The sequence below is a fragment of the Gynurincola endophyticus genome (genome assembly GCF_003991195.1).
GTDB lineage: Bacteria > Bacteroidota > Bacteroidia > Chitinophagales > Chitinophagaceae > Gynurincola > Gynurincola endophyticus.
On the sequence record NZ_RCWL01000009.1, the window covers coordinates 65,312 to 86,583 of the forward strand.

23 protein-coding genes are annotated in these 21,272 nt (G+C 37.7%); 12 read left to right on the top strand and 11 right to left on the bottom strand.

Features of this window, described 5'->3' with window-relative positions; all coding sequences use genetic code 11:
• The first annotated feature begins 86 nt into the window (after window positions 1-86).
• The 6 genes from D9O48_RS15465 (at window position 87) to D9O48_RS15490 (ending at window position 6,624) form a co-directional block, all read left to right on the top strand.
• Window positions 87-743 (top strand): DUF2461 domain-containing protein, encoded by a 657-nt coding sequence (locus tag D9O48_RS15465; protein WP_126973891.1) that lies wholly within the window; start codon window positions 87-89, stop codon window positions 741-743.
• Between the two features lie 277 nt (window positions 744-1,020).
• Window positions 1,021-1,890 (top strand): DMT family transporter, encoded by an 870-nt coding sequence (locus tag D9O48_RS15470; protein ID WP_126973892.1) that lies wholly within the window; start codon window positions 1,021-1,023, stop codon window positions 1,888-1,890.
• Window positions 1,891-2,021: 131 nt separating this feature from the next.
• Complete coding sequence (locus D9O48_RS15475) at window positions 2,022-2,372, top strand: hypothetical protein (RefSeq protein WP_126973893.1); 351 nt, start codon at window positions 2,022-2,024, stop codon at window positions 2,370-2,372.
• Between the two features lie 91 nt (window positions 2,373-2,463).
• A complete protein-coding gene (locus tag D9O48_RS15480; RefSeq protein WP_126973894.1) occupies window positions 2,464-3,312 on the top strand; it encodes a DUF3347 domain-containing protein in 849 nt (282 codons plus the stop codon).
• Between the two features lie 52 nt (window positions 3,313-3,364).
• Complete coding sequence (locus tag D9O48_RS15485; RefSeq protein ID WP_126973895.1) at window positions 3,365-5,617, top strand: multicopper oxidase domain-containing protein; 2,253 nt, start codon at window positions 3,365-3,367, stop codon at window positions 5,615-5,617.
• Between the two features lie 308 nt (window positions 5,618-5,925).
• Window positions 5,926-6,624: an SMUG2 DNA glycosylase family protein gene (locus D9O48_RS15490; RefSeq protein ID WP_126973896.1), complete on the top strand. Its 699-nt coding sequence runs from the start codon at window positions 5,926-5,928 to the stop codon at window positions 6,622-6,624.
• Window positions 6,625-6,693: 69 nt separating this feature from the next.
• Here D9O48_RS15490 and D9O48_RS15495 read toward each other — a convergent pair whose 3' ends face one another.
• Window positions 6,694-7,086, bottom strand: coding sequence for a DUF1398 domain-containing protein (locus tag D9O48_RS15495; protein ID WP_126973897.1), 393 nt, complete (start codon window positions 7,084-7,086; stop codon window positions 6,694-6,696).
• A gap of 138 nt (window positions 7,087-7,224) precedes the next feature.
• On the opposite strand from D9O48_RS15495, the gene D9O48_RS15500 reads away from it, so the two are divergent.
• On the top strand, window positions 7,225-8,028 hold the full coding sequence (locus tag D9O48_RS15500; RefSeq protein ID WP_126973898.1) for a DNA alkylation repair protein: 804 nt from the start codon (window positions 7,225-7,227) through the stop codon (window positions 8,026-8,028).
• A gap of 86 nt (window positions 8,029-8,114) precedes the next feature.
• On the opposite strand, the gene D9O48_RS15505 is transcribed toward D9O48_RS15500, so the two are convergent.
• Window positions 8,115-9,377 (bottom strand): DUF2264 domain-containing protein, encoded by a 1,263-nt coding sequence (locus D9O48_RS15505; protein WP_126973899.1) that lies wholly within the window; start codon window positions 9,375-9,377, stop codon window positions 8,115-8,117.
• A 2-nt stretch (window positions 9,378-9,379) separates the two neighbouring features.
• The gene (locus D9O48_RS15510; RefSeq protein WP_233589258.1) at window positions 9,380-10,576 is read right to left on the bottom strand and encodes a glycoside hydrolase family 88 protein; all 1,197 of its coding nucleotides are present in this window, start codon (window positions 10,574-10,576) and stop codon (window positions 9,380-9,382) included.
• A 396-nt stretch (window positions 10,577-10,972) separates the two neighbouring features.
• On the opposite strand from D9O48_RS15510, the gene D9O48_RS15515 reads away from it, so the two are divergent.
• From D9O48_RS15515 to D9O48_RS15525, 3 genes are read left to right on the top strand one after another with little or no spacing between them, the layout of a single operon-like run.
• On the top strand, window positions 10,973-11,419 hold the full coding sequence (locus D9O48_RS15515; protein WP_126973900.1) for a MarR family winged helix-turn-helix transcriptional regulator: 447 nt from the start codon (window positions 10,973-10,975) through the stop codon (window positions 11,417-11,419).
• A 33-nt stretch (window positions 11,420-11,452) separates the two neighbouring features.
• Window positions 11,453-11,827, top strand: coding sequence for a DUF1304 domain-containing protein (locus tag D9O48_RS15520; RefSeq protein WP_233589259.1), 375 nt, complete (start codon window positions 11,453-11,455; stop codon window positions 11,825-11,827).
• Between the two features lie 29 nt (window positions 11,828-11,856).
• Window positions 11,857-12,492, top strand: a complete 636-nt coding sequence (locus D9O48_RS15525; RefSeq protein WP_126973901.1) for an NAD(P)H-dependent oxidoreductase — start codon at window positions 11,857-11,859, stop codon at window positions 12,490-12,492.
• Window positions 12,493-12,538: 46 nt separating this feature from the next.
• Here D9O48_RS15525 and D9O48_RS15530 read toward each other — a convergent pair whose 3' ends face one another.
• The 6 genes from D9O48_RS15530 to D9O48_RS15555 all read right to left on the bottom strand — a co-directional run bounded on the left by D9O48_RS15530 (window position 12,539) and on the right by D9O48_RS15555 (window position 17,194).
• Entirely contained in the window at window positions 12,539-12,877 is a 339-nt protein-coding gene (locus D9O48_RS15530) for a hypothetical protein (RefSeq protein ID WP_126973902.1), read from the bottom strand.
• 60 nt (window positions 12,878-12,937) lie between these two features.
• Window positions 12,938-13,261: a DUF3817 domain-containing protein gene (locus D9O48_RS15535; protein ID WP_126973903.1), complete on the bottom strand. Its 324-nt coding sequence runs from the start codon at window positions 13,259-13,261 to the stop codon at window positions 12,938-12,940.
• 1 nt (window position 13,262) lies between these two features.
• The gene (locus tag D9O48_RS15540) at window positions 13,263-13,721 is read right to left on the bottom strand and encodes a hypothetical protein (protein WP_126973904.1); all 459 of its coding nucleotides are present in this window, start codon (window positions 13,719-13,721) and stop codon (window positions 13,263-13,265) included.
• A gap of 537 nt (window positions 13,722-14,258) precedes the next feature.
• Window positions 14,259-14,858, bottom strand: a complete 600-nt coding sequence (locus D9O48_RS15545) for a TetR/AcrR family transcriptional regulator (RefSeq protein ID WP_126973905.1) — start codon at window positions 14,856-14,858, stop codon at window positions 14,259-14,261.
• Window positions 14,859-14,930: 72 nt separating this feature from the next.
• Window positions 14,931-16,238 carry an alpha-L-fucosidase gene (locus D9O48_RS15550; RefSeq protein ID WP_126973906.1) on the bottom strand — a complete coding sequence of 436 codons (1,308 nt, stop codon included), beginning with the start codon at window positions 16,236-16,238 and terminating at the stop codon, window positions 14,931-14,933.
• A gap of 146 nt (window positions 16,239-16,384) precedes the next feature.
• Window positions 16,385-17,194, bottom strand: coding sequence for an SPFH domain-containing protein (locus D9O48_RS15555; RefSeq protein ID WP_158624909.1), 810 nt, complete (start codon window positions 17,192-17,194; stop codon window positions 16,385-16,387).
• A gap of 85 nt (window positions 17,195-17,279) precedes the next feature.
• On the opposite strand from D9O48_RS15555, the gene D9O48_RS15560 reads away from it, so the two are divergent.
• Entirely contained in the window at window positions 17,280-17,729 is a 450-nt protein-coding gene (locus D9O48_RS15560; RefSeq protein ID WP_126973908.1) for a rhodanese-like domain-containing protein, read from the top strand.
• 56 nt (window positions 17,730-17,785) lie between these two features.
• Complete coding sequence (gene dnaG, locus D9O48_RS15565; protein ID WP_126973909.1) at window positions 17,786-19,735, top strand: DNA primase; 1,950 nt, start codon at window positions 17,786-17,788, stop codon at window positions 19,733-19,735.
• Window positions 19,736-19,867: 132 nt separating this feature from the next.
• On the opposite strand, the gene D9O48_RS15570 is transcribed toward dnaG, so the two are convergent.
• Together D9O48_RS15570 and D9O48_RS15575 are read right to left on the bottom strand one after the other, a co-directional pair.
• The gene (locus D9O48_RS15570; protein WP_126973910.1) at window positions 19,868-20,422 is read right to left on the bottom strand and encodes a hypothetical protein; all 555 of its coding nucleotides are present in this window, start codon (window positions 20,420-20,422) and stop codon (window positions 19,868-19,870) included.
• Between the two features lie 28 nt (window positions 20,423-20,450).
• Window positions 20,451-21,260, bottom strand: a complete 810-nt coding sequence (locus D9O48_RS15575) for a M48 family metallopeptidase (protein WP_126973911.1) — start codon at window positions 21,258-21,260, stop codon at window positions 20,451-20,453.
• Between the last annotated feature and the right edge of the window lie 12 nt (window positions 21,261-21,272).

Genomic DNA, 21,272 nt, shown 5'->3' on the forward strand with positions numbered 1-21,272 from the left:
TCTACATTCACCTGTCTATATTTGTTCCATTTTTTTAATTGTATCTTCGCATTCTGATTCTTCACTATTTCGAATTTCATCTGTTTATGAAAGAAATCTTCAGCTTCTTAAAAGACCTCGATGCTAATAATAACCGCGAATGGTTTAATGATCATAAAGACCGCTATCTTGCCATTAAGGAGCAGTTTGATGTTTATATACAGGAGCTGATCAACTCTATCAGTGAATTTGACCCGGAAATGAGCATGGTTACTCCACAGGAAGCTGTTTACCGCATTTACCGCGACATTCGCTTTTCGCTCGATAAAACACCTTATAAAAACTATATGAGTGCTATCATCAAAAGCGGCGGTAAAAAAAGTTTCAGGTCTTGTTATTATGTACAACTTCAACCCGGGCAATCATTTTTTGCCGGTGGTATGGGAATGATGGATCCCAAGCTGGCCAAGGCATTAAGAAATGATATCTATTACAACATTGAAGAGTTTCGCGGAATTGTTGAACACCCCGATTTTGCCGGTAATTATTCCATGTACGGAGAAAGCTTTAAGAAAGTACCTTCCCCCTACCCGGCTGATTTCGAATACGCAGATTGGTTGAAATATAAACTCTACCTGCCTTTCAGCGTTGTTCCGGACACTTTTTTCACCGGAAAAGACATTGTTAAACGTAGTGCCGAAAGACTAAAGATTCTTTTACCCTTTAACAAATTCGTGAATTATACGGTAGAAGAGTCTATGTAATTGCATTTGGGATGGTTGTTCCGGCTATTTAAAAATGAAGCCTGCTCTTTGCAATTCGTTAATTTCTTTATGTTTTAATTATTTTATATATTTGAAATCATAACACAAGAATATGAACGCAAGGAAATCTATTTCGCCTCCACTGCCTTAATATTTCTCACACATTTATGGGAAGTATAGATCCGGTCTCTCACCCCGGTTCTTTGCTATGCTTTCAACTCAATCAATTTATTAAGTCAAATACTTGCCTGTATGGGCGGGATAGCTATGTAGTGTTATGAAAAAATCATACTTATTATTACACATTGCTGTAATACTGGCCGGATTTACCGGTGTTTTCGGTAAGCTCATTTCTTTGAACGAAGGTTTACTGGTTTGGTATAGGGTTTTCTTTTCCGCAGTTATTTTATTTGTTATTCTTACTCTTTTAAAGGTACCCCGTACTATTGCTTTTAAAGAGAAACTGAATATTGCCAAAGTGGGGATGCTGATAACGATCCACTGGGTATTTTTTTATGCGAGTATTAAATATTCCAATATATCAATCGGAGTGGTTTGTTACTGTTTAACCAGTTTCTTTACTGCTATTTTTCAGCCGGCGATAGATCGGCAACGCTTTAAAATATCTGAATTACTGTTGAGTGCTTTAACATTGGTGGGTATCAGCCTGATCTTTCATTTCGATACCTCTTATCAATCAGGAATCATTCTCGGTACCATTTCGTCTGCATTTGCCGCGCTCTATACAATTTACAGTGGCAGATTGGTAAAACAATACGATAGTAAAGTGATCAATTATTATCAGATGATTGGCGGTACGGTCGGATTAGGCTTGCTTCTTCCGGTTTATCTCTATTATTTCCCGGTTGAACAACTGGTTCCGGGTTGGAGAGACACTTTTTACCTGATTTTACTGGCACTTTTCTGTACTGTAGGATTGTATGTCATTTTTAATGAGGTACTCAGAAAGTTATCTGCATTTACCGTAAATCTGAGTTTTAACCTTGAACCGATTTATGCCATCATACTCGCTTTTCTGTTCTTTGGTGAAAGCAAAGAGGTAAATACCTCCTTTTATATAGGACTATTTTTTGTAATGGCTTCTGTGGTGCTTCAAACAATTATAGCATCACGAAAGAAAATATAAATAAGCATGTTGGTATGAGTGGCGGAAAGCTACCTCATACCAGCTTTTTTAGCTCTTCCTGCCCCAAATGTCAAAGAAATGCTAATCCGGTATTCATTATTTCGGAGATTCGTATCTTTATAGTTAGGTGTATGTCTAAGCGTTTCATCATATTATTGCTGGTTACATTTGGCTTCTTTTTGATGCCGAATGATACTTTTGCCTGTGATACCCAGGCAGCTATTTCAGCGAAGTCGTGTTGTGACTCTGCAGAAGAATGTGCTTGTGAAAAGCAGGACATCCATACACAGAAAAACAGTTGTAGCGGAGAAATGCAACATAGCTCCTGTCATTGTACGCCGGCTAAACCCCCCGTGGCTTTTATAACAAACCGCACTGATCAATACCCCGGATTTACTACCGTTTATTTATCTTTTCCTGATGTAAGAAGTTATATATTATCTGGTTTTCACTTCATCTGGTTACCGCCTAAAATAAGCTAACCTCTATACCTGATAGCCATAGGTATGTCTTATCAGAAAGCAAATTGTTGCTTTTAATACATTTATTGTCAACATTATTAACTTCTATACAATGAAATCAATCAATATATTGATAGCAGTACTATTATTATGTACTTCTACCATTACTGCTCAAATTAGAAATGCAGCTACTGCCACAGTTAAAATATATGGCAATTGTGAAATTTGTGAAAATACAATCGAAAAAGCCGGAAATATTAAGAAACAGGCTTCAGTAAACTGGGATAAAGATTCAAAACTGGCAACAGTTATTTTCGACAGTACAATTACTTCCTCTGATGATATTCTGAAACGGATTGCTATTGCCGGATATGATAGTGATGTATATCTTGCTCCCGATAAAAGTTATGCTTCCCTACCTGATTGTTGCCGTTACGAAAGAGTGAATAAAACAGCTTCTCATCAATCGATGAAACCAGGCGAAAGTCACAGCGTCCATACAAAGGGTGAATCGCCTTTGCAACAGGTAAATCCTTTATACAAAGTGTTTGAAGAATATTTCGCTGTTAAAGATGCATTGGTAAAAGCTGATGAAAGTACTGCCTCTGCAAAAGCAAAAGACCTTGATGCTGCTGTGAACAGCATTAAAATGAGTGCACTGGCTGAAAATGAACATGAAGTATTTATGAAGGTGATGAAAGATATTTCCTTCGATGCTGAACATATTGGCGACACAAAAGACGTTGGCCATCAACGTGACCATTTTACTTCCTTATCAAAGAATATTTATGAACTTCTAAAGATTACAAAGTTTAAAGTTACTGTTTATTACCAGCATTGCCCGATGTTCAATAATGGTAAAGGAGCCAACTGGCTGAGCAAAGAAAACACCATTAAAAACCCTTATTACGGTGCACAAATGCTCACTTGTGGCAAAACAGTTGAAACTATTCAACAATAGCTTTACCGGTTGATTTTTAAACTTAATACATCTTATAAATGAAGTTATTCAAATGGATATACAAAATATTTCTTCAAAAAAAGTGCTGTCGTTAGTACTTTTTCTGATCATAACACAACTGTCATTTGCTCAAAAAGTAGTTCGGTACGACCTGTACGTGAAAGATACGCTGGTTAATTATGCCGGTAAAGTTAAAAGAGCGATTGCTGTGAACGGGCAAATTCCCATGCCTACCCTTACTTTTACGCAAGGTGACACTGCTGAAATCTATGTACACAACGAATTAAAGGAGAGTACTTCTTTGCATTGGCATGGGGTATTTCTGCCGAATCAGGAAGATGGCGTTCCTTATCTTACTCAGATGCCGATTGAACCGGGTACTACACATCAGTATCGTTTTCCCGTTATACAAAACGGAACCCACTGGTATCATAGCCATTCCGGTTTACAGGAACAAATCGGCATGTATGGATCAATGATTTTTAAAAAGAAACAAAATGATCCCACTTTTAGAAGAGGCATAGACGATTTACCGACGGTACCGGTTATTTTGAGTGAATGGACAAATATCAACCCCGATAACGTACACCGGATATTGCACAATGCCAATGACTGGTTTGCTATAAAGAAAGGAGCTACTCAGAGTTATGCTGAAGCAATACGTGAAAAGCATTTCAACACCAAGCTGAAAAATGAATGGAAACGGATGCTGGCAATGGATGTAAGTGATGTTTATTATGAAAAGGTGATGATGAACGGAACGACGAATGAACAATTGACGCAATTCAAAGCCGGTGATAAAATACGCCTGCAAATTTCGAATGGTGGTGCTTCTACTTACTTCTGGCTTACTTATGCCGGTGGTAAAATAACCGTAGTGGCCAACGATGGCAATGATGTGGAGCCGGTAGAGGTTGACCGTCTGCTGATTGCCGTTTCAGAAACTTATGATATCATACTTACTATCCCTGAAAATAGAATTTCGTATGAATTGCTGGCTACATCTGAAGACCGTACTCAATCTGCTTCGCTTTATCTGGGCGAGGGTATCCGGCAATTATCAGACCGCTTACCACGCCTTAAATATTTTGAAGGTATGAAGATGATGAATGGTATGATGAAGATGAACGGTGACCTGGATGATATGGGTATGAAGATGTCGCTCAATCAGATGGATATGAATGTGGTGATGTATCCTGAAATAACCGGAGATAAAAAGTCGTCTGCTTCAGGCCATCGTAGTCATACCGGCCATGGAGAAAATCAATACAACGCAAACGCATTGTCTGATATCGTTACGCTGAACTATGCCATGTTAAAATCTCCTGAAAATACAAGTTTATCACCGGATGCTGCTGTAAAAGAACTCCGTTTCGAATTAACAGGAAATATGAACAGGTATGTATGGAGCATAGATAATAAAGTTGTATCGGAAGCAGATAAAATTCTGATAAAGAAAGGAGAAACCGTGCGGATAATTTTGTATAATAATTCTATGATGCGGCATCCGATGCACTTGCACGGACATGATTTCAGGGTATTAAACGGACAAGGTGATTATGCACCGCTAAAGAATGTGATTGACATTATGCCCATGGAAACAGACACGCTTGAATTTGCTGCGAATGTAGAAGGTGACTGGTTCTTTCACTGTCATATTCTTTATCATATGATGAGCGGAATGGGCCGGATTTTTACTTATGAAAATCAATCCCCAAACCCATTGATACCAGATCCTAAGTATGCGCAACGAAAACTTTTTGCAGACGATCGCATGTTCCATTTTATGGCGCAGAATGATTTTGCTACCAATGGTAATGACGGGTCAGTGATGTTGCAGAACACACGTTGGAGTATCGGTACGGAATGGCGTCTGGGATATAACAGTATGCATGGCTATGAAACCGAAACACATATCGGAAGATACCTGAACAGAATGCAATGGCTGATGGTTTTTGTAGGGTTTGATTGGCGGTATAGAAAAATGGGAATAGATGAACACGAGAAGAATATTTTCGGTCAGCAAAATAAAAAAGACAGCCGGTCGGCCGTGAGCCTCGGGTTCATGTACACGCTTCCAATGCTGGTCAATTTTCAGGCTGAAGTATACCACGATGGTATCGTACGACTATCGTTAATGCGCGAAGATATTCCGGTGTCAAAACGTTTACGGGCCGGTTTCATGCTCAATACGGATAAAGAGTATATGGTTGAACTAAATTATATATTCAATCGATTTATGCGTGCACGTACCCATTATGATAGTGATATGGGATTCGGTGTAGGATTGGCATTAAATTATTAGTAAATTTATTCATTCATTAAAAAATTTTTACCATTAAGGAATTAAACCTGTTACAAAAATATCTTTCATAACCATAATTGCTCCAATATTTGAGAATGTAATTTGAAACATGAAGGAAATGAAGAAATGAAGAGGACGTAACTTTGTTAATTCAGCAACAAATATGCTGATTGTTCAGTGATGGCTTGAATTCTTCATTCGCTTTTCAACTTCATTCTCTTCATGTTAAAATGGTGATCATAAGATAGAATAAGCCAAAGCGAAGCGGCAGGAGCTTCTTAATTCCTTAATGGTTTAAACTTGTTAGCATGTCAAAAACCTTTGCAGATAAAGTAATTCATTTCAATCGTCAATTAAAATATTCCGGAGACCTTCCGGAGGGTTTTCAGGTAATGAACCCTTACCTGGATAATCCGGAAACAATGAAAGTAATGCAGCAGTTCTACCATAAATTTTATGATGATTCAAAAGAAAGAAAATTTATCGTAGGTATTAATCCCAGTCGTCATGGAGCTGGTGTAACAGGCGTTCCTTTTACAGATACCAAACGATTAGAAAGTGCTTGCGGCATCAGGATGGAGTCTGCCCATACGCATGAAATATCTTCCGTATTTATGTATGATATGATAGAACAATACGGCGGAGCTGAAAAATTTTATCATCATTTTTACATTAATTCGCCTTTTCCTTTAGCCATTATTCGTGCGTCTAAAGACGGCAAATGGCTGAATGCAAATTATTATGATGATCCGTTGCTTTTTGAAATGGTGAAAGATTTTATGATCGATTCATTAAAGAAGCATATCAGCCTGGGTTTAGACACAAGTGAAGTATTTATTTTAGGAAAGAAAAACGAAAGTTTTATTCAGAAACTGAATAAAGAAGCTAATTTGTTTGACAGGCTGACAATACTGGAGCATCCGAGGTTTATTCAGCAGTATAAATCAAAAGAAAAACAGTTTTATATTGATAAATACCTATCCATACTGAACAAAAAAAGCATTTAGAAGTAAGAAGTTAAGGAGAGATTATGTTTCATGTATGATTGCTAATAAATAATTGCTGTTACTACTGTCCTATTCCTGGGGTATGATTTCTACTAAAACTTCATGGTGCTCCTGATCATAATAGGTGCAGGTCATTTTTTCAATAGATACCACCCATTTCAGTATACCTGATTTTGCACAATCATTACAAAAAGTCATGTAATCAGTTTGCCCCTGTTGATGTGCTTTCAGGTCATCTTTAAATTGTGCTGCATTAGTGAGTACGGCAATAACAAGGTCTGGATACATACCATCGCTGGAGGCAGTATAATCATAAAAACCGAAATAATCAGTATGACCGTTATTTACAAATGTCTCATAATGTACAACTCCTAACGCTTTCAATTCTCTGATATAAGCCGGGAAATCTGCTCCTGACTTAACTTTACTGTGGGCTTCTTTTATTTGATCGATTGTAAACATTTTAGTAATCTTTCTAATTAAAGTTACTGCAAATCTTATACTAGTACCCGGTATTGGAACATTGACTTGAATATAAATTGGCTATAATTTCAAACATTCTTTTGATTGTTTTGTTAACCAGATAGTTATACTTTGTTTATGGTAAATGAAAAACGTAAAGGTGCCCGGTCAACGAAAGAGATTCCCGCTGTGATTATGAAGCAGCTCAATGCCGGCGAAATAGAAACTGCAAATCTGGTGGAATGGCTGGCGGTTGATCAGCGCCTGTTATTGAAAAATCTAATGAATCAGCTTGACAGAACCGGATATCTGAACGTAGCGCTCAATGCAATTGATGAACTCAAGAAACCAACTGTAAATACGATTAATGAAGCGATAGGTATAAGTCTTTTGCAACAATCATTGGCTGCGAAGGATACAGAATTCTTTACATTATTGTTTAAACACAGTGCCGATCTGGTGCGTTGCTGGGCCACCTATATGGTGGGGAGTAATAATCGATTAACACTTGAAGAAAAGTTACATCAGATACAGCCATTTGCAGCAGACACGCATTTCGGGGTAAGAGAAATAGCCTGGATGGCGGTGAGAGGTTCTATTTCAAACCAAATTGATCAAAGCATCGGGATATTATCCGGCTGGACTACTCATGAAGACGCTAATGTCAGAAGATTCGCTTCGGAGTCTACAAGGCCACGTGGCGTATGGTGTGAACATATAGAGTCGTTGAAAAAAGATCCCAAACCTGCATTAATTATTCTTGATCCTTTAAAGTCAGACCCTTCCAGGTATGTGCAGGATAGTGTGGGTAACTGGTTAAACGATGCCAGTAAAACGCAACCGGAATTTGTAGCAGCACTCTGTAGTAAATGGCAACATCAACATCCAACCAAAGCTACTTTGTACATTATAAAAAAAGCAATGAGAACGATTGAGAAGTAATGTTATGTTTTTATGTGGTGGGCAAAAACACCCACCACAGATTTTACTCTCTTAATTACTTGTAATAAAATATAGTTATTCGGATATTAATAGTCCACATGATAATCCTTCGGAAATTGTTGTCCGCTCCATGCTTTTTTAGCAGTCCAGTCTGCCGGAGGATCAGCCCAAAAAGGGTCTGTTGAAGGTAGCCCCAGGGCAAGAAATGAAAGCGTTGCCATATATAAACTACCGGTATTGCTGTAGTAGTCTGCCAGTTCAGGGTAATGTCCGGCGAAGCCCAGTTGTAACCAGCCTTTATTATCGAATACACCTTTAGCTTCATACATATTATGTTTTACCTTCGTGAGGGCTGCACGAACCTGTGCAGGTTTTATTCCTTCAGGCAATTTATGCATGAGAGCCAGTTGACTTAAAATCTGGAAACTTCCTGTTCTGTAAATGATTGATCTACCGATTGGCGGATAGGTACCTTCAGGAGAAATCATGCGTTCCAGGCCTACTCCGAATCGTTGCATTCTTTTTAGTGCCTGGTCATACTCTTCCTGAGTGGCTTTACCATGTTTTAATAATACTGCCAGTGTATCAACCATCATCGGGTGGATAACATAGGAATTGTAGTAATCAAAAGAAAACTTAGGCCCGTCACTATACCAGCCATCACCTCGATACCATTCTTTTATTTTCGTGATACCTTCTGTTAAGCGGGGTTCATCACATTGCCCTTCTACAGAATAGATAAAAGCTTCTGTAATGGAGGCAAACAGTACCCAGTTGTTATTATAAGGTTTTCTGTCTCTTAAGCGCTTAAAAGAAGCGATGATTGATTTTTTGGTACTGTCTTTTAACGGTTTCCACAAAGCATCGGGGGCACGTAAAAACGATTGGGCCAGATAGGCGGCATCAACGATGGGTTGATGTTGTTTTTCGAACAATAAGGCGTCAGGGCTGCCGGCAGCAAAACAACTATCGAGGCCTTTAACAGCCTGCTCTCTGAATTTTTTTCTTTGTTTACCTTCTTCGGTATTGTCGTCGGGAAGTGTTAACCAGGGAGCAATACCAGCATAGGTGCGTCCAACAGCTTCCAGATAACCGACATCAATTCCGCGATTATCATAAGTGGGTGAAGGAACCATCACCATGTTTTGCCTGAGTTTTCCTTCTGCCAGATTTGTTACGACTGGTGATGCGATTTTCAATAGTAGTTTATACCAATAAACACGCTGATCGTTAGTCTGATTGATTTCATTGACAGCTGAATCGTTTCCACTGGCCATAACTTTTGATGGTGCGAGAAACGTAAATAGTCCTGCGAACGAAAACGTTCCGATAAAATTTCTTCTTTCCATAATTATAAATACCAGTTTTTATATCTTAAAAGGGCTTCTAAATAGTAATAGTCTGCATAAGTAAGCGGAACATCAATTTCCGACTTAAGCGGTAATGCGCCCACGCTGTGTTTTAATAAGAACCCGCCGTTGGTGCCCGGTTTTGCTGTGTATTCACTGCCTGATAAAGTTTGCAGCATTGTTCTGGCTTCGGAAACATACTGTTCACGTTCTTTTTTATTGGTATACTGACCCAGTTCCAATAAAGCGGAGGCCATGATGGCAGCTGCGGATGCGTCCCGTAAGGCATTAGGAATATCTTTGGCGTCAAAATCCCAGTAAGGCACTCTGTCTGCGGGTAGTGAAGGATGTTTTAAGATGAATTGGGCAATCTGTTTGGCCTGATTGAGATAGCGATTGTCTTTTGTGAAGCGATACATCATAGTATATCCGTATAACGCCCATGCCTGTCCTCTGGCCCAGGTGGATTCATCTGCATCCCCTTGCCAGGTGGCTTTTTTTACCACCTCTCCGGTATTCATATTGTAGTCTACAACATGATAAGTACCATAATCTTTGCGGAAATGATTCTGAATGGTAATATCTGCATGGTTCAGTGAAATCTGCTTCAGGTTATTGTCTCCACCATTTTGTGCTACCCATAACAGTAGTTCAAGATTCATCATGTTATCAATAATAACAGGGCCTACCCAGCGATTACCTGAATTCCATGATTGAATCACTTTTGCGTTAGGTTTATATCTGGTAATTAAAGAGGCGGCAGCTGTATCAATAGTAGGTTTATAAGCAGGGTCTTTGAGAATACGATATGCATTTCCGAAACTGCAAAACATCATAAAACCAAGATCATGATTACCGGTATAATGTTTTTCTTTTTCAAGTATCGCCAGCCTGCGTTTGGCTTCACTTAAAGTAGCCGGATCTTTGGTATACTCGTAAATATATAAAAGAGCGCCCGGAAAGAATCCGCTACACCACCATTTTGTATCACTACTTTCTGAACTGTCTTTTATAGGGTAAAAGGTTTTAGGCATTCTGTCGGCAGGTGTATTTTTCGCCAGTAAGTAATACTGTTCTTGTGCCAGTTTGAATTGGCGGTCGATAAGCTGGCCCATAGCCTTTTGATTAGTTTGTGCATTGCCGCTGATAAATGTAAACATTAGCAAGGCAATCATCCAACAATTAGTCTTTCTGATCATTTTTTGAGAATTAAAAACAGGATAATGTATGAATCATTCTCTGATGAATAACCGTACAACGATAATCATCTATAAGAACAATAGGAGCAGTTCAGAACTGCTATCAGATAAATTTATGAATTTTCATTTTGCTAATAATCATGAAAAGCAATCTATTGCCTGATGATGTATGATTGAAGTATAGTTTGCAGGCTGTGTAGTAGGATTAATGTAAAAATAAATAAAGGAGTCTCCCTTTATAATAGAATAATCTACCCTTTTCTACTGTTTGGTGATTTTAAAATTTATTGATAATCAATATTTTAAGAATAAGCGTTAATGTTTTCTAAAATTAAATTGTACACAATATAATTTGAATAAACTTATTATCTTTGTGTAGTAAACGTATTTGATCATATGAATGAGCAATTAAAACTAGACAATCAGGTTTGTTTTCCGATTTACGCTTTGTCGCGGGAAATCATTGGTTTATATAGAACCGAGCTGGAGGTATTAGATATTACTTATCCCCAGTACCTTGTATTGCTGGTATTATGGGAAGATGGAACTCAGACTGTGAATCAAATTGGTGAAAAGTTAAAGTTGGATAGCGGAACGCTGACTCCCCTTTTGAAACGATTAGAAGTGAAGGGTATTGTGAGTAGGTGCCGTTGTAGTGCGGATGAACGCGTTGTTCATATTGCCTTAACAGAAAAAGGTGCAGTGATGGAGCAGATGGCGGCCGGTATTCCTGAAAGAGTGATGAAGATGAGTGGAATTTCACAGGAAAGCCTTGATCAGCTGAAGGAGATGTTGGCGAGTGTAATGGGGCAAATGTGTGCTTTTCGTAAGAAGGAGCTATAATACTCATTATTCTTCATCCTATAAATTAACTGTATGGAAGGTACAATTGGTATCATCGCTAAAATTTTCGTGGCCATCGTTGCTTTAGAACATCTTTATATCTTATGGATAGAGATGTTTGCCTGGGAAACTGCGGGTAAAAAAACATTTAAAAGTTTACCGGCTGAATTATTCAAACCTACCAAAGGTTTGGCGGCCAATCAGGGCTTGTACAATGGTTTTCTGGCAGCTGGATTAATCTGGTCTTTATTGATTGAAAACCCCGAATGGCAAAAAAATATTGCTTTGTTTTTCTTAAGCTGTGTAGTGGTTGCCGGTATTTACGGAGCCATTACAGCATCTAAGAATATATTCGTTAAGCAGGGTTTACCTGCATTGATTGCTTTGCTACTGGTTCTTTTTAGTTAACCCGTTCATTAAAATATATAATTTTTGTTATGGCAGTTTTAGATTCGTTGAAGTGGAGATACGCAACAAAAAAATACGATCCCACCCGCAAAGTAGCACAGGAACATGTTGATAAAATTGTAGAAGCCGCGCGCCTGGCTCCTACTTCATCAGGTTTACAACAGTTTCGTGTAATCGTGATTACTGATCCTGAAATTAAAAAACAAATCGTTCCGATTGCGTCAGGACAAGAAATTGTGGCCGATGCTTCCCACCTGCTGGTTTTTGCAGCATGGGATAAATATACTGCAGAGCGTATTGATGGTGTATATGATTATACAACTGATGTAAGAGAATTGCCAAAAGGCAGATTTGCAGCTTATACTGATAGACTTAAAAACGCCTATCTGAATCAGTCTGATGAAGAAAATTTTGTACACACGGCTCGTCAGGCTTATATCGGATTAGGTTTAGCAATTGCTCAGGCCGCAGAATTACAAGTGGATACCACACCAATGGAAGGATTCAATAATGCTCAGTTAGATGAACTGTTAGATCTTCCGGCAAAAGGTTTAAAGAGTGTTTTACTATTACCGTTGGGTTACAGAGACAATGACAACGACTGGTTAGTTAGCATGAAAAAAGTTCGTATTCCAAAAGAAGAATTCGTGATTGAATATAAATAATGGTTATTCAAAAGGAGGTTTCGGCCTCCTTTTTCCTTATCTTCTTTTAGCTGAAAATTCTATAGAACAATATTGCAACAATGAGAATAAATAAACCGGTATAAATCGTTTTGGTATTTCTGGCTAACCAATTGGGAAGGTAAATATCAAAATTGTCATTGGTATCATCTGTATACCGGCGAGCCAGAATAGATAAGGGGCATGTCCATTTAAAGCATAATAATACAATTCCTTCTACCATTACCAATCCACACCCTATCCAAAAGTATCCGTCAATACTGTTGGTAATGACCGCATATAACATATAAAAAATGACGATGTTATAAAATATCCAGATAATAGTATGAATGATCTTTATGGTAGTCAGTTGATTGGGCCGCTCCATCTCTATTTTTAATATTTAAGGTTTACCAGTTATAACTGGCCTTAAATATACATATTACTATTACTGATTTAAATGATCTTTATCAATCATTTTACTTAGTATTTTTCTGTCTATATAAAAAGTACCAAAAGGAATCATACAGGCAATCAATACTTTCCAGGTTGTTTGTCTGAATTTCCAGTTGTATTCTACTCCTACACTAAGGGTGTTTATAACGAACAAGAGAAATAAAGCGCCATGAATTGTACCGATCAGCTTCGATCCTTCGGGTATATTCCACCAATATTTCAACGGAACAGCTATAAATAGTAAGAGTAGTAACGAAATCCCTTCCAGTAATCCGATCAGGCGTAACCAGCCAAGTTTTGTTTTTATAAGTGTCATGTTATCTGAAGTAAGGTCTGTTTGATAATGGAGAAAAAGGCCATGGAATAGCAACCAGGATGATCAGCAAAGCGAGACTAAACCAAAGCAGTATAATTTTATATTTCCGGTATGCTGTATTAGCCCGTTTGGCTTTTGCAGATCCGATGGTGAGCAAAATAATTGCCGTGAGCATGAGCAGTAGATGTATCAAAGCATAAAAGATATACTGACCATTCCGGGATGCTGCTGACACATTTTTCCAGAAATATTGTACCACCGGACTTTTAACATACAATAGTATACCGATTATCATTTGTATATGGGCCATTGTGGCTGTCCAGTGCCGGATGGCATTGTCTGCTTGATTGAACTCCCTTTTTTTCGTATAACCGGTATAAGCACGATAAAGTGCATATAAAATACAGATAAGGACCAACCATCTGACACCGGAATGTAACGATAGCAGTATTGAATACATGAAACTGGGTTTTAAGGGTCAAAGATATAAAAAAAACATACCAAGTGGTATGTTTTAAAAAATGATGACTTTTTTATGACTCTTCTTTTATGCGGGAAGTCAACAAAAGGAAATCTAAGAAGACTATGAAAAGAATTTCATCTTACTTCTTTCACAGAAGGCTGACAAATGATCGTACCTGCGGACAGAGTTGTATAAACAACCCGTGCAAACGCAGTTTCCATTGATTCTTGAAAATGTTCTCAATGGATTATAACAATAACATTATACTCCCAACTCCACCTTCATAATGTTATATAACGTACCCTTTATACTGTAGACTTATATTCCGCTCAGCTCCTGTCAATCCCTCATAGCGGTATTTAACGAGCTATCACGTTATCCCCAGTGTGATTCATTGATTTGTAGAAACAATTTAATGAATCATATAAGCATAAAAATGCCAATACCAGATACCTGCATGCGTTGGTATATACTATTATATACGCAATCTGCCGGCAGGGAGATGATCTGATCAATAAATTGAGTGGAAATTATTTATCCGGCAGTAGATAATGAACTCAAATAGTGTTTGAGCTGTTTCAGATAAGCTTTGTAGATAGCCGTATCTTTTTCCAGTTTTCCAAGGTTCCTGATACCCCAATAACCGGAGAGAATAAAAATGGTAGCCTGTTTGCTATTAACATCTTTCTGAATATAACCGTTTCTTTTACCCTTCTCCAAACTTTCAGCAATCGTTTTTTCCCAGGTAGCCGTTAGCTCTGATAATACTTTACTAAACTGCTCATGCCAGGGAGCCATTTCCTGTACAAAATTAGCCGCCGGACATCCCAGCTCTATTTTGAGAAATTCGTTTTTTAATAATAAATGCTGCATCATTTCATAAATAAGCTCTACCGGATTAGCTTCTTTTTCTAATGGAGCGATATAACCACTTGTTATCACCGGTTTGAGCATTTCTTCAATAATTGCAATGCCCATTTCATCCTTATTCTTGAAATGATAGTAGAAGGCGCCCTTTGTAACCTGTGTAGTAGCAAGGATATCATCCAGACTTGTAGTCTGATAACCCTGATTGTAAATCAGTTCAAAGGCTTTTTGTAAAATATGTAATCGGGTGGCAGCAGCTTTTTTCATAAAAATACTAACTGGTATTTTTACAAAGGAACTAAATTTACCGGTGATTTCAAATTCAGTTCCTTTCTATATTTAAAGTTGCAATTCTAACGCGGCCGTTTCCTGGTCGTCGATATGCAGCAAATAGTAATCTTTTTCTATTTTATCAAACCTGACCGTTTTTTGATTGGTAAGGTTTTTTATTGTTTTAATCTGATAAGGAACGTATAATACGAACTTTTTAAGTGGAGGTTCGATAAAGTGTACAAACACTTTACTATCTTTTTTCAATAATACAAACTCGTCATTTATCGGATAATTGACTGCACGGGTACCATATATCGCTGTTGCATATTGATTGATCCATTGCCCCAAACCGTTCAATCGTTCGATAATCTGCTCCTGTATTTCACCTGTTGCCAGTGGCCCCACATTTAATAGCATGTTTGAACCGTTAGCCAATGATTGTAGAAATAATTTTTTGAGTTTGGGAACAGACTTCCAGGCAGTATCGGTAATACTATATCCCCAACTGGTATTCATGGTTTCGCACATTTCAAGTGGAAGTCTGGATACTTTCTGTCCGCCGAATCCCGTAGAGTTTCCTCCCGGTAAATCTTTTTCAAAAATCTGAAAATCTTCTCCCGGCAAAGGATTCAAATGGTGATTGTTTGCTACCATGCAGGACGGCTGTAATTTATGAATCAGACTATAAATTTCTTCGTATTTCCAGTCTACCTTGGGCTTTAAATCTTTGTTATAATCATTGTCTAACTGATCCCAGTGTCCATCTAACCAGATAGCTCCTATTTCACCATAATTGGTCAATAATTCTGTTATCTGATTTTTCATGAAAGTGATGTAATTATCCCAGTTGCCAGACTGATATCTTTCAAACCCTTTCCCCGTTTTGCCGGTTTCAAAATGATAATCGGGATGTTTCCAATCGAGAATGGAATAATACAGGTGGAGTTTGATGCCTTCTTCCTTACAGGCAATGGCTAGCTCTTTCAGTACATCTTTTCCATAAGGCGTATTCATGATATTGAAATCACTATACTTTGTATCAAACATACTAAAGCCATCGTGGTGACGCGATACAAAAGTAATATACTTCATACCTGTTTGCTTAGCTAAACGCACCCAGGATTTTGCATCAAATTTATATGGATTAAATTGATCCATTAACCGGTCATATTCTTTTTCGGGAATGCTTCTGTTGGTTCTGACCCACTCTCCGTTACCTAAAATACTGTATAAACCCCAGTGTATGAAAAGACCGAATTTATTATCTAAAAATTGTTGCTGACTTTCTCGGATAGCCGGAGATGGCTTATACTCTTGTGAAAAAAGATATATTGTGGAGAGTATACAGCAGCAAGTGATGAGTAATTTTCTCATAGCCTGAAAATTTTAATGAATATACAACAATGCCTGAAACTTACTGATAAGTGATATTACTTAACAATCACACAACACAATTGATTCTGCAAATGATGGCAGGCGGCAATAATAAAAAAGCGGTAGAATTTTCTACCGCTTTTTTATTATTGAACATTTTTAAAGAAGGTGGGTGCGTTACCATATAATGGTGTTTTACCATCCCACTTCTCAATAAATTGTTGTTGAATCAGTAACGGATTTAGTGATGATCTTTTTAACTCATTCGCTTTGGCTTCAGCCTCTGCCTGAACAATAAGTTTTCTTGCCTGTGCTTCCACTACCTTTAACTCGTTTTCAGCCTGCTGTGCTTTTTGAATAGCAGAGTTTTTAGCATTGATCGCATCTGTTATACTGGTCGGATAACTGATACCTGAAGTCAACTGCTCTAACTGAAAACCTTCTTTTGTTAAAAAATCTATCATTTTTGCCTGAACATTATTCTCAAACAATTCTCTGTTAGAAATGATCGAATCAGTGGTAAACTTATTGAATTCTATACGGTATACATCTTTGATGTGGTTGTATAAAGTATACTTTAAAATTTCCGGAATTTTCTTACGATACTTTTTGAAAATTCTTGCACTTTCTCCGTCTATCACTTTTAATGACAAGGTAGGATCTACTGTGAATACTGAACCGTCTTTCGCATTTACTGTAAAAGCGTCGTAATTGACAGTCTGTACATAAGTCGGTACTTCATGAATTTCTTCTGTAAACGGATTGAACCAAACTCTACCCGTTACAATAGTAATATCCTGTACACCACGGTCAGTACCATATAATTTTACTTTAATACCGTCATGACCTGCATCGATCCGTTCAGAACATAAAAAGAACAATAAAAAGGCCGCGATTAAAATTAAAATAAAACCTGTACCGGCAAAAAGTCGTTTTGTGGGTATACCTGTGTCCATAAGCATTTAAAATTTGATTAATTAGTAGCTAACCGGCCGAATTTATTACATTTTATTGCTACATTTCTATTCTAAAACCTTTTTAATGAAAATAAAATTTCTTTTGTCGTTACCGGTACTGCTCTGCTGCACCTTATTTCTTCAGGCACAGGATACTACTGCTTTTAAAACGGTTTCGGTAAAAGCACTGGACAGTCTTTTTTCAAATGAACCGGTATTTCAGGTAATTGATGTACGTACCGACAAAGAATACACGGAGAGTCATTTGAAATCTGCCCTTAGTATGGATGTTAACCATAAGAAGTTTTTAAAGCGTTTTAAAGCACAGTTTCCGTCAAAAGAAATTACCTATGTCGTATATTGTAAAAGCGGAGGCAGGAGCGTTAAAGCGTCTAATATACTTACAAAAGCCGGATACAAGGTCATTAACCTGAAAGAGGGAATTAAAGGAATGCCCGAAGATGTTTTATGGATATCCCCTTCTAATAAGATACAAAATATTGCCGATACTACCAAATCGTCTAATAATCAGTAATTTATATTCTATTATTTGACTTTACCGGCAAGCGAAAGTTCTTTATCTTAGCAGCCATGATTTCTCAGCAAACCATACAGCAGATTTTGAGTAGAATCGACATTCTGGATATTGTCGGTTCTTATGTGAAGTTGAAAAAACGAGGTGCCAACTACCTGGGTTTATGTCCCTTTCACAATGAAAAAACACCTTCCTTTACTGTTTCTCCTTCCAAAGAGATTTATAAATGTTTTGGCTGTGGTAAAAGCGGTAACTCCATTAGCTTTATCATGGAGTTGGAAAAGTATTCTTATGTTGAAGCCTTAAAGTGGCTGGCAAATAAGTATAATATTGAAATTGAAGAAACCTATGTTTCTGAAGAATACAAACAAATTCAGCAAACCGCCGATAGCTTATATATCCTCAATCAATTCGCTCAGAAATATTTTACACAACAACTCCATCAGTCGGAAGAAGGTATTGATATCGCTAAAAGTTACTTAAAAGAAAGAGGTTTTACCGACTCGATTATTGATAAGTTTCAATTGGGTTATAACCTCAATCAAAGAGATGCTTTTTCGAAAGCTGCTGTTCAGGAGCAATATAACCCTGACCTCTTATTGAAAACAGGTATTGTGACGAATCGTGACGGACATCTGGTAGACAATTACCGTGGCCGTATCATTTTTCCTATCCATAACCAAAGCGGCAAAATTTTAGGATTTGGTGCCAGAATTATCGGTAAAAATGATCGTGCTCCGAAGTATATCAATACGCCCGAAAATGAAATTTATATCAAGAGTAAGATTCTGTATGGTACTTATTTTGCCCGGCAGTCGATCGATAAACTCGATGAGTGTTTATTGGTAGAAGGTTATACGGATGTGATATCATTGCACCAGGCAGGTGTTGAGAATGTTGTAGCTTCCGGAGGAACTTCATTAACTACAGATCAACTACGCTTAGTAAAAAAATATACAAACAATCTTACCATTATTTATGACGGTGATGGTGCCGGTATCAAAGCTGCATTGAGGGGATTGGATCTTGCATTGGAAGAAGGCCTGAATGTAAAACTGGTGTTGATTCCTGATGGTGAAGACCCCGATAGTTATGTTAATAAAGTAGGTGCTGATGCATTCAGAGATTTTGTAAATGCTAACAAAAAAGATTTTATCATCTTTCAGTTAGAAATTCAGTTAAAGGATGCACAGAACGATACGCATAAAAAAGCACAACTGGTTAATCAGATCGCTGAAACAATCGCGAAGATTGATAAAGCGGAAGATTTTACCAAGCAACAGGATTATATCCGTCAGTGCTCTCAAATGATGGGTATTGAAGAGGAAGGATTAACGAATCTGGTGAATAAACATATCCGGGAGAAATTACAAAAGCAGGCACAGAAACAGGCGAATCAAAAAGGCGCGCAGGATGCTTTTATTCCGCCACCCGAAGATGATTCTTTTGTATTGCCGATGGATGAGTCCGAATTTTTACTGCTGCTCAATAAAGACGAGCAAAACGAACGGGCGCTGATTCGTTGTTTACTCGAGTTCGGATTAAAACCATGGGACGAATCAAAAACCGTTGCAGAATATTTGTTAGGAGAAATTAATGATAATGATCTGGTAGAAAGTGCTAACCTGAAACATATTATGGAAATCTATGAACACTGGTATAAAGAAGGACTTGAGCCTACGGCGAAAAACTTTTTTTATCACGAAGACCAGAGTATCAGTACCCTGGTGGTATCGATAATGGATTTTCAACATGAGGTTTCTGCGAAGTGGAGTGAACATTACGATGGTAAAATTGCCACACGGGAAGACTTATATCCTTTGGAAATAAAATCGTGTTTAACTTATTCTAAGCTCAGAAAAATCAGACGGCTGATTGAGGAAAATCAACGGGATATGGCTAATACGACCGATTTCGAGCAACAGATTTTATTACTTCAAACACACCAGCATTTAAAACAAATGGAAATGGATCTGACTAAGTTAGTTGGAACAGTCATTCTGTAGAATTAAGAATTAATAGTTAAGAATGAAGAGTTTTTTGCTTAATTTATAAATTCATTGAAGGGAGTATTGCAAAAAAAAACTGTCTTTATTTATGAATAAAGACAGTTTTCAATTATTTATATCACTCAATAATTAATGAGCCATTGCTTCTGCGTTTTCATGTACTTCTTCACAAATCTCCACCAGGTCACGTACATTCCATTTACCTGCTACCCAGGTGTGGTCTAGTTCTACTTCTTCTGCTTTAGCAAAGCCTGCGTCAACTACTACGTCCCAGCTGGATTCTTTACTTAAGTTGGTGAGAATTTTTGAAGATGACTTTGGATGTGATATCCAAAACTTTGCATTTTTATGCAATGCTGGTAAAACATCTTTTAAGATATTACACAGTTGTTGTTCGTTCAGAGCGAAAATCAATGCAAAATCAATTTTCCTTGATCTCAACAAAGGCGTAACATTTTTAGCAAATGAAACTTTTACAAAATGCTTTTCGATGGAAGAAGGTAGTCCTTGAATAAGTACATTCTTTTCTTCTTGAAGCTGAAGCTTATCTAAAATACTTTGCGACATGCTAGAGAAGTTTTTTTTGTTGTAAGCAAGGGTTGCTTGGGAGAGCAAAGATAAGATAATATTTTGGTTTGTTCTAGTATATAGCAAAAAAATGACATTAGCAGCTACTAATGTCATTTAAAAAATATTAATATTTTGACTGAAATTACTTCGAGTTAACTGGTTGATAGTACTTTAAGGCTTCAGGCATCATTTCTTTTAATTTTGCAATACGGGTAGCTTCGGCAGGGTGTGTACTGAGTATTTCAGGTGTGTTACCCCCTCCTGCTTGTGACATACGCTCCCACAAACCGATTGCTTCTTGTGGATTATATCCTGCCATTGCACAGAAAATTAATCCGAATTTATCTGCTTCCAACTCTTGTTTACGTGAGAATGGTAATAATGCACCCACCTGTGAACCGATACCATAAGCTGTATTAATAGCAGCTTGCATAGCCGCAGATTTTCCGGATACTGCTGTTCCTACTACCTGTCCGCCCATTTGTTGAATGGCGCTCTGGCTTAAACGCTCGTTAGAGTGTTTAGCAAGTGCGTGTGCAATTTCATGGCCCATTACGGCTGCCAATGCTGCTTCGTTTTGAGCGATAGGTAACAATCCTGTATAAACGACAATTTTTCCGCCGGGCATACACCAGGCGTTTACTTCGTTAGATTGAACAAGGTTGTACTCCCAATTATATCCTTCTAATTCTGCAGATAAACCTTTTTGCGCATAGTAGGTATTAATGGCTTGTACCAGTCGTTTACCGATACGTTGTACCATCTCCGCATCTTTACTGCTGCTGGTTGATACTACTTTACTTTCAGTTAAGAACTGGCGGTATTGTGTGAGTGCAGCTGTTCTTAACTCATCTTCGCTATAAAATGATAACTGATTACGCCCGGTAATGGCGTTTTGTGAGCAGGCAGTAAATAATGTTACTGCGGAAAGTATAAAAAAGTATTTTCTCATTGAAAACGTTTT

Bases quoted from the DNA above. Each gene is read 5' to 3' on its own strand.
- D9O48_RS15485 (WP_126973895.1), top strand. From the start codon at position 3,365: ATGGATATACAAAATATTTCTTCAAAAAAAGTGCTGTCGTTAGTACTT.
- D9O48_RS15470 (WP_126973892.1), top strand. From the start codon at position 1,021: ATGAAAAAATCATACTTATTATTACACATTGCTGTAATACTGGCCGGA.
- D9O48_RS15550 (WP_126973906.1), bottom strand. From the start codon at position 16,238: ATGAGAAAATTACTCATCACTTGCTGCTGTATACTCTCCACAATATAT.
- D9O48_RS15495 (WP_126973897.1), bottom strand. From the start codon at position 7,086: ATGTTTACAATCGATCAAATAAAAGAAGCCCACAGTAAAGTTAAGTCA.
- D9O48_RS15560 (WP_126973908.1), top strand. From the start codon at position 17,280: ATGAAAATAAAATTTCTTTTGTCGTTACCGGTACTGCTCTGCTGCACC.
- D9O48_RS15545 (WP_126973905.1), bottom strand. From the start codon at position 14,858: ATGAAAAAAGCTGCTGCCACCCGATTACATATTTTACAAAAAGCCTTT.
- D9O48_RS15570 (WP_126973910.1), bottom strand. From the start codon at position 20,422: ATGACATTAGTAGCTGCTAATGTCATTTTTTTGCTATATACTAGAACA.
- D9O48_RS15520 (WP_233589259.1), top strand. From the start codon at position 11,453: ATGGAAGGTACAATTGGTATCATCGCTAAAATTTTCGTGGCCATCGTT.
- D9O48_RS15530 (WP_126973902.1), bottom strand. From the start codon at position 12,877: ATGGAGCGGCCCAATCAACTGACTACCATAAAGATCATTCATACTATT.
- D9O48_RS15540 (WP_126973904.1), bottom strand. From the start codon at position 13,721: ATGTATTCAATACTGCTATCGTTACATTCCGGTGTCAGATGGTTGGTC.
- D9O48_RS15465 (WP_126973891.1), top strand. From the start codon at position 87: ATGAAAGAAATCTTCAGCTTCTTAAAAGACCTCGATGCTAATAATAAC.
- D9O48_RS15575 (WP_126973911.1), bottom strand. From the start codon at position 21,260: ATGAGAAAATACTTTTTTATACTTTCCGCAGTAACATTATTTACTGCC.
- D9O48_RS15475 (WP_126973893.1), top strand. From the start codon at position 2,022: ATGTCTAAGCGTTTCATCATATTATTGCTGGTTACATTTGGCTTCTTT.
- D9O48_RS15525 (WP_126973901.1), top strand. From the start codon at position 11,857: ATGGCAGTTTTAGATTCGTTGAAGTGGAGATACGCAACAAAAAAATAC.
- D9O48_RS15505 (WP_126973899.1), bottom strand. From the start codon at position 9,377: ATGGAAAGAAGAAATTTTATCGGAACGTTTTCGTTCGCAGGACTATTT.
- D9O48_RS15500 (WP_126973898.1), top strand. From the start codon at position 7,225: ATGGTAAATGAAAAACGTAAAGGTGCCCGGTCAACGAAAGAGATTCCC.
- D9O48_RS15510 (WP_233589258.1), bottom strand. From the start codon at position 10,576: ATGATCAGAAAGACTAATTGTTGGATGATTGCCTTGCTAATGTTTACA.
- D9O48_RS15555 (WP_158624909.1), bottom strand. From the start codon at position 17,194: ATGGACACAGGTATACCCACAAAACGACTTTTTGCCGGTACAGGTTTT.
- D9O48_RS15535 (WP_126973903.1), bottom strand. From the start codon at position 13,261: ATGACACTTATAAAAACAAAACTTGGCTGGTTACGCCTGATCGGATTA.
- D9O48_RS15515 (WP_126973900.1), top strand. From the start codon at position 10,973: ATGAATGAGCAATTAAAACTAGACAATCAGGTTTGTTTTCCGATTTAC.
- D9O48_RS15480 (WP_126973894.1), top strand. From the start codon at position 2,464: ATGAAATCAATCAATATATTGATAGCAGTACTATTATTATGTACTTCT.
- D9O48_RS15490 (WP_126973896.1), top strand. From the start codon at position 5,926: ATGTCAAAAACCTTTGCAGATAAAGTAATTCATTTCAATCGTCAATTA.
- dnaG (WP_126973909.1), top strand. From the start codon at position 17,786: ATGATTTCTCAGCAAACCATACAGCAGATTTTGAGTAGAATCGACATT.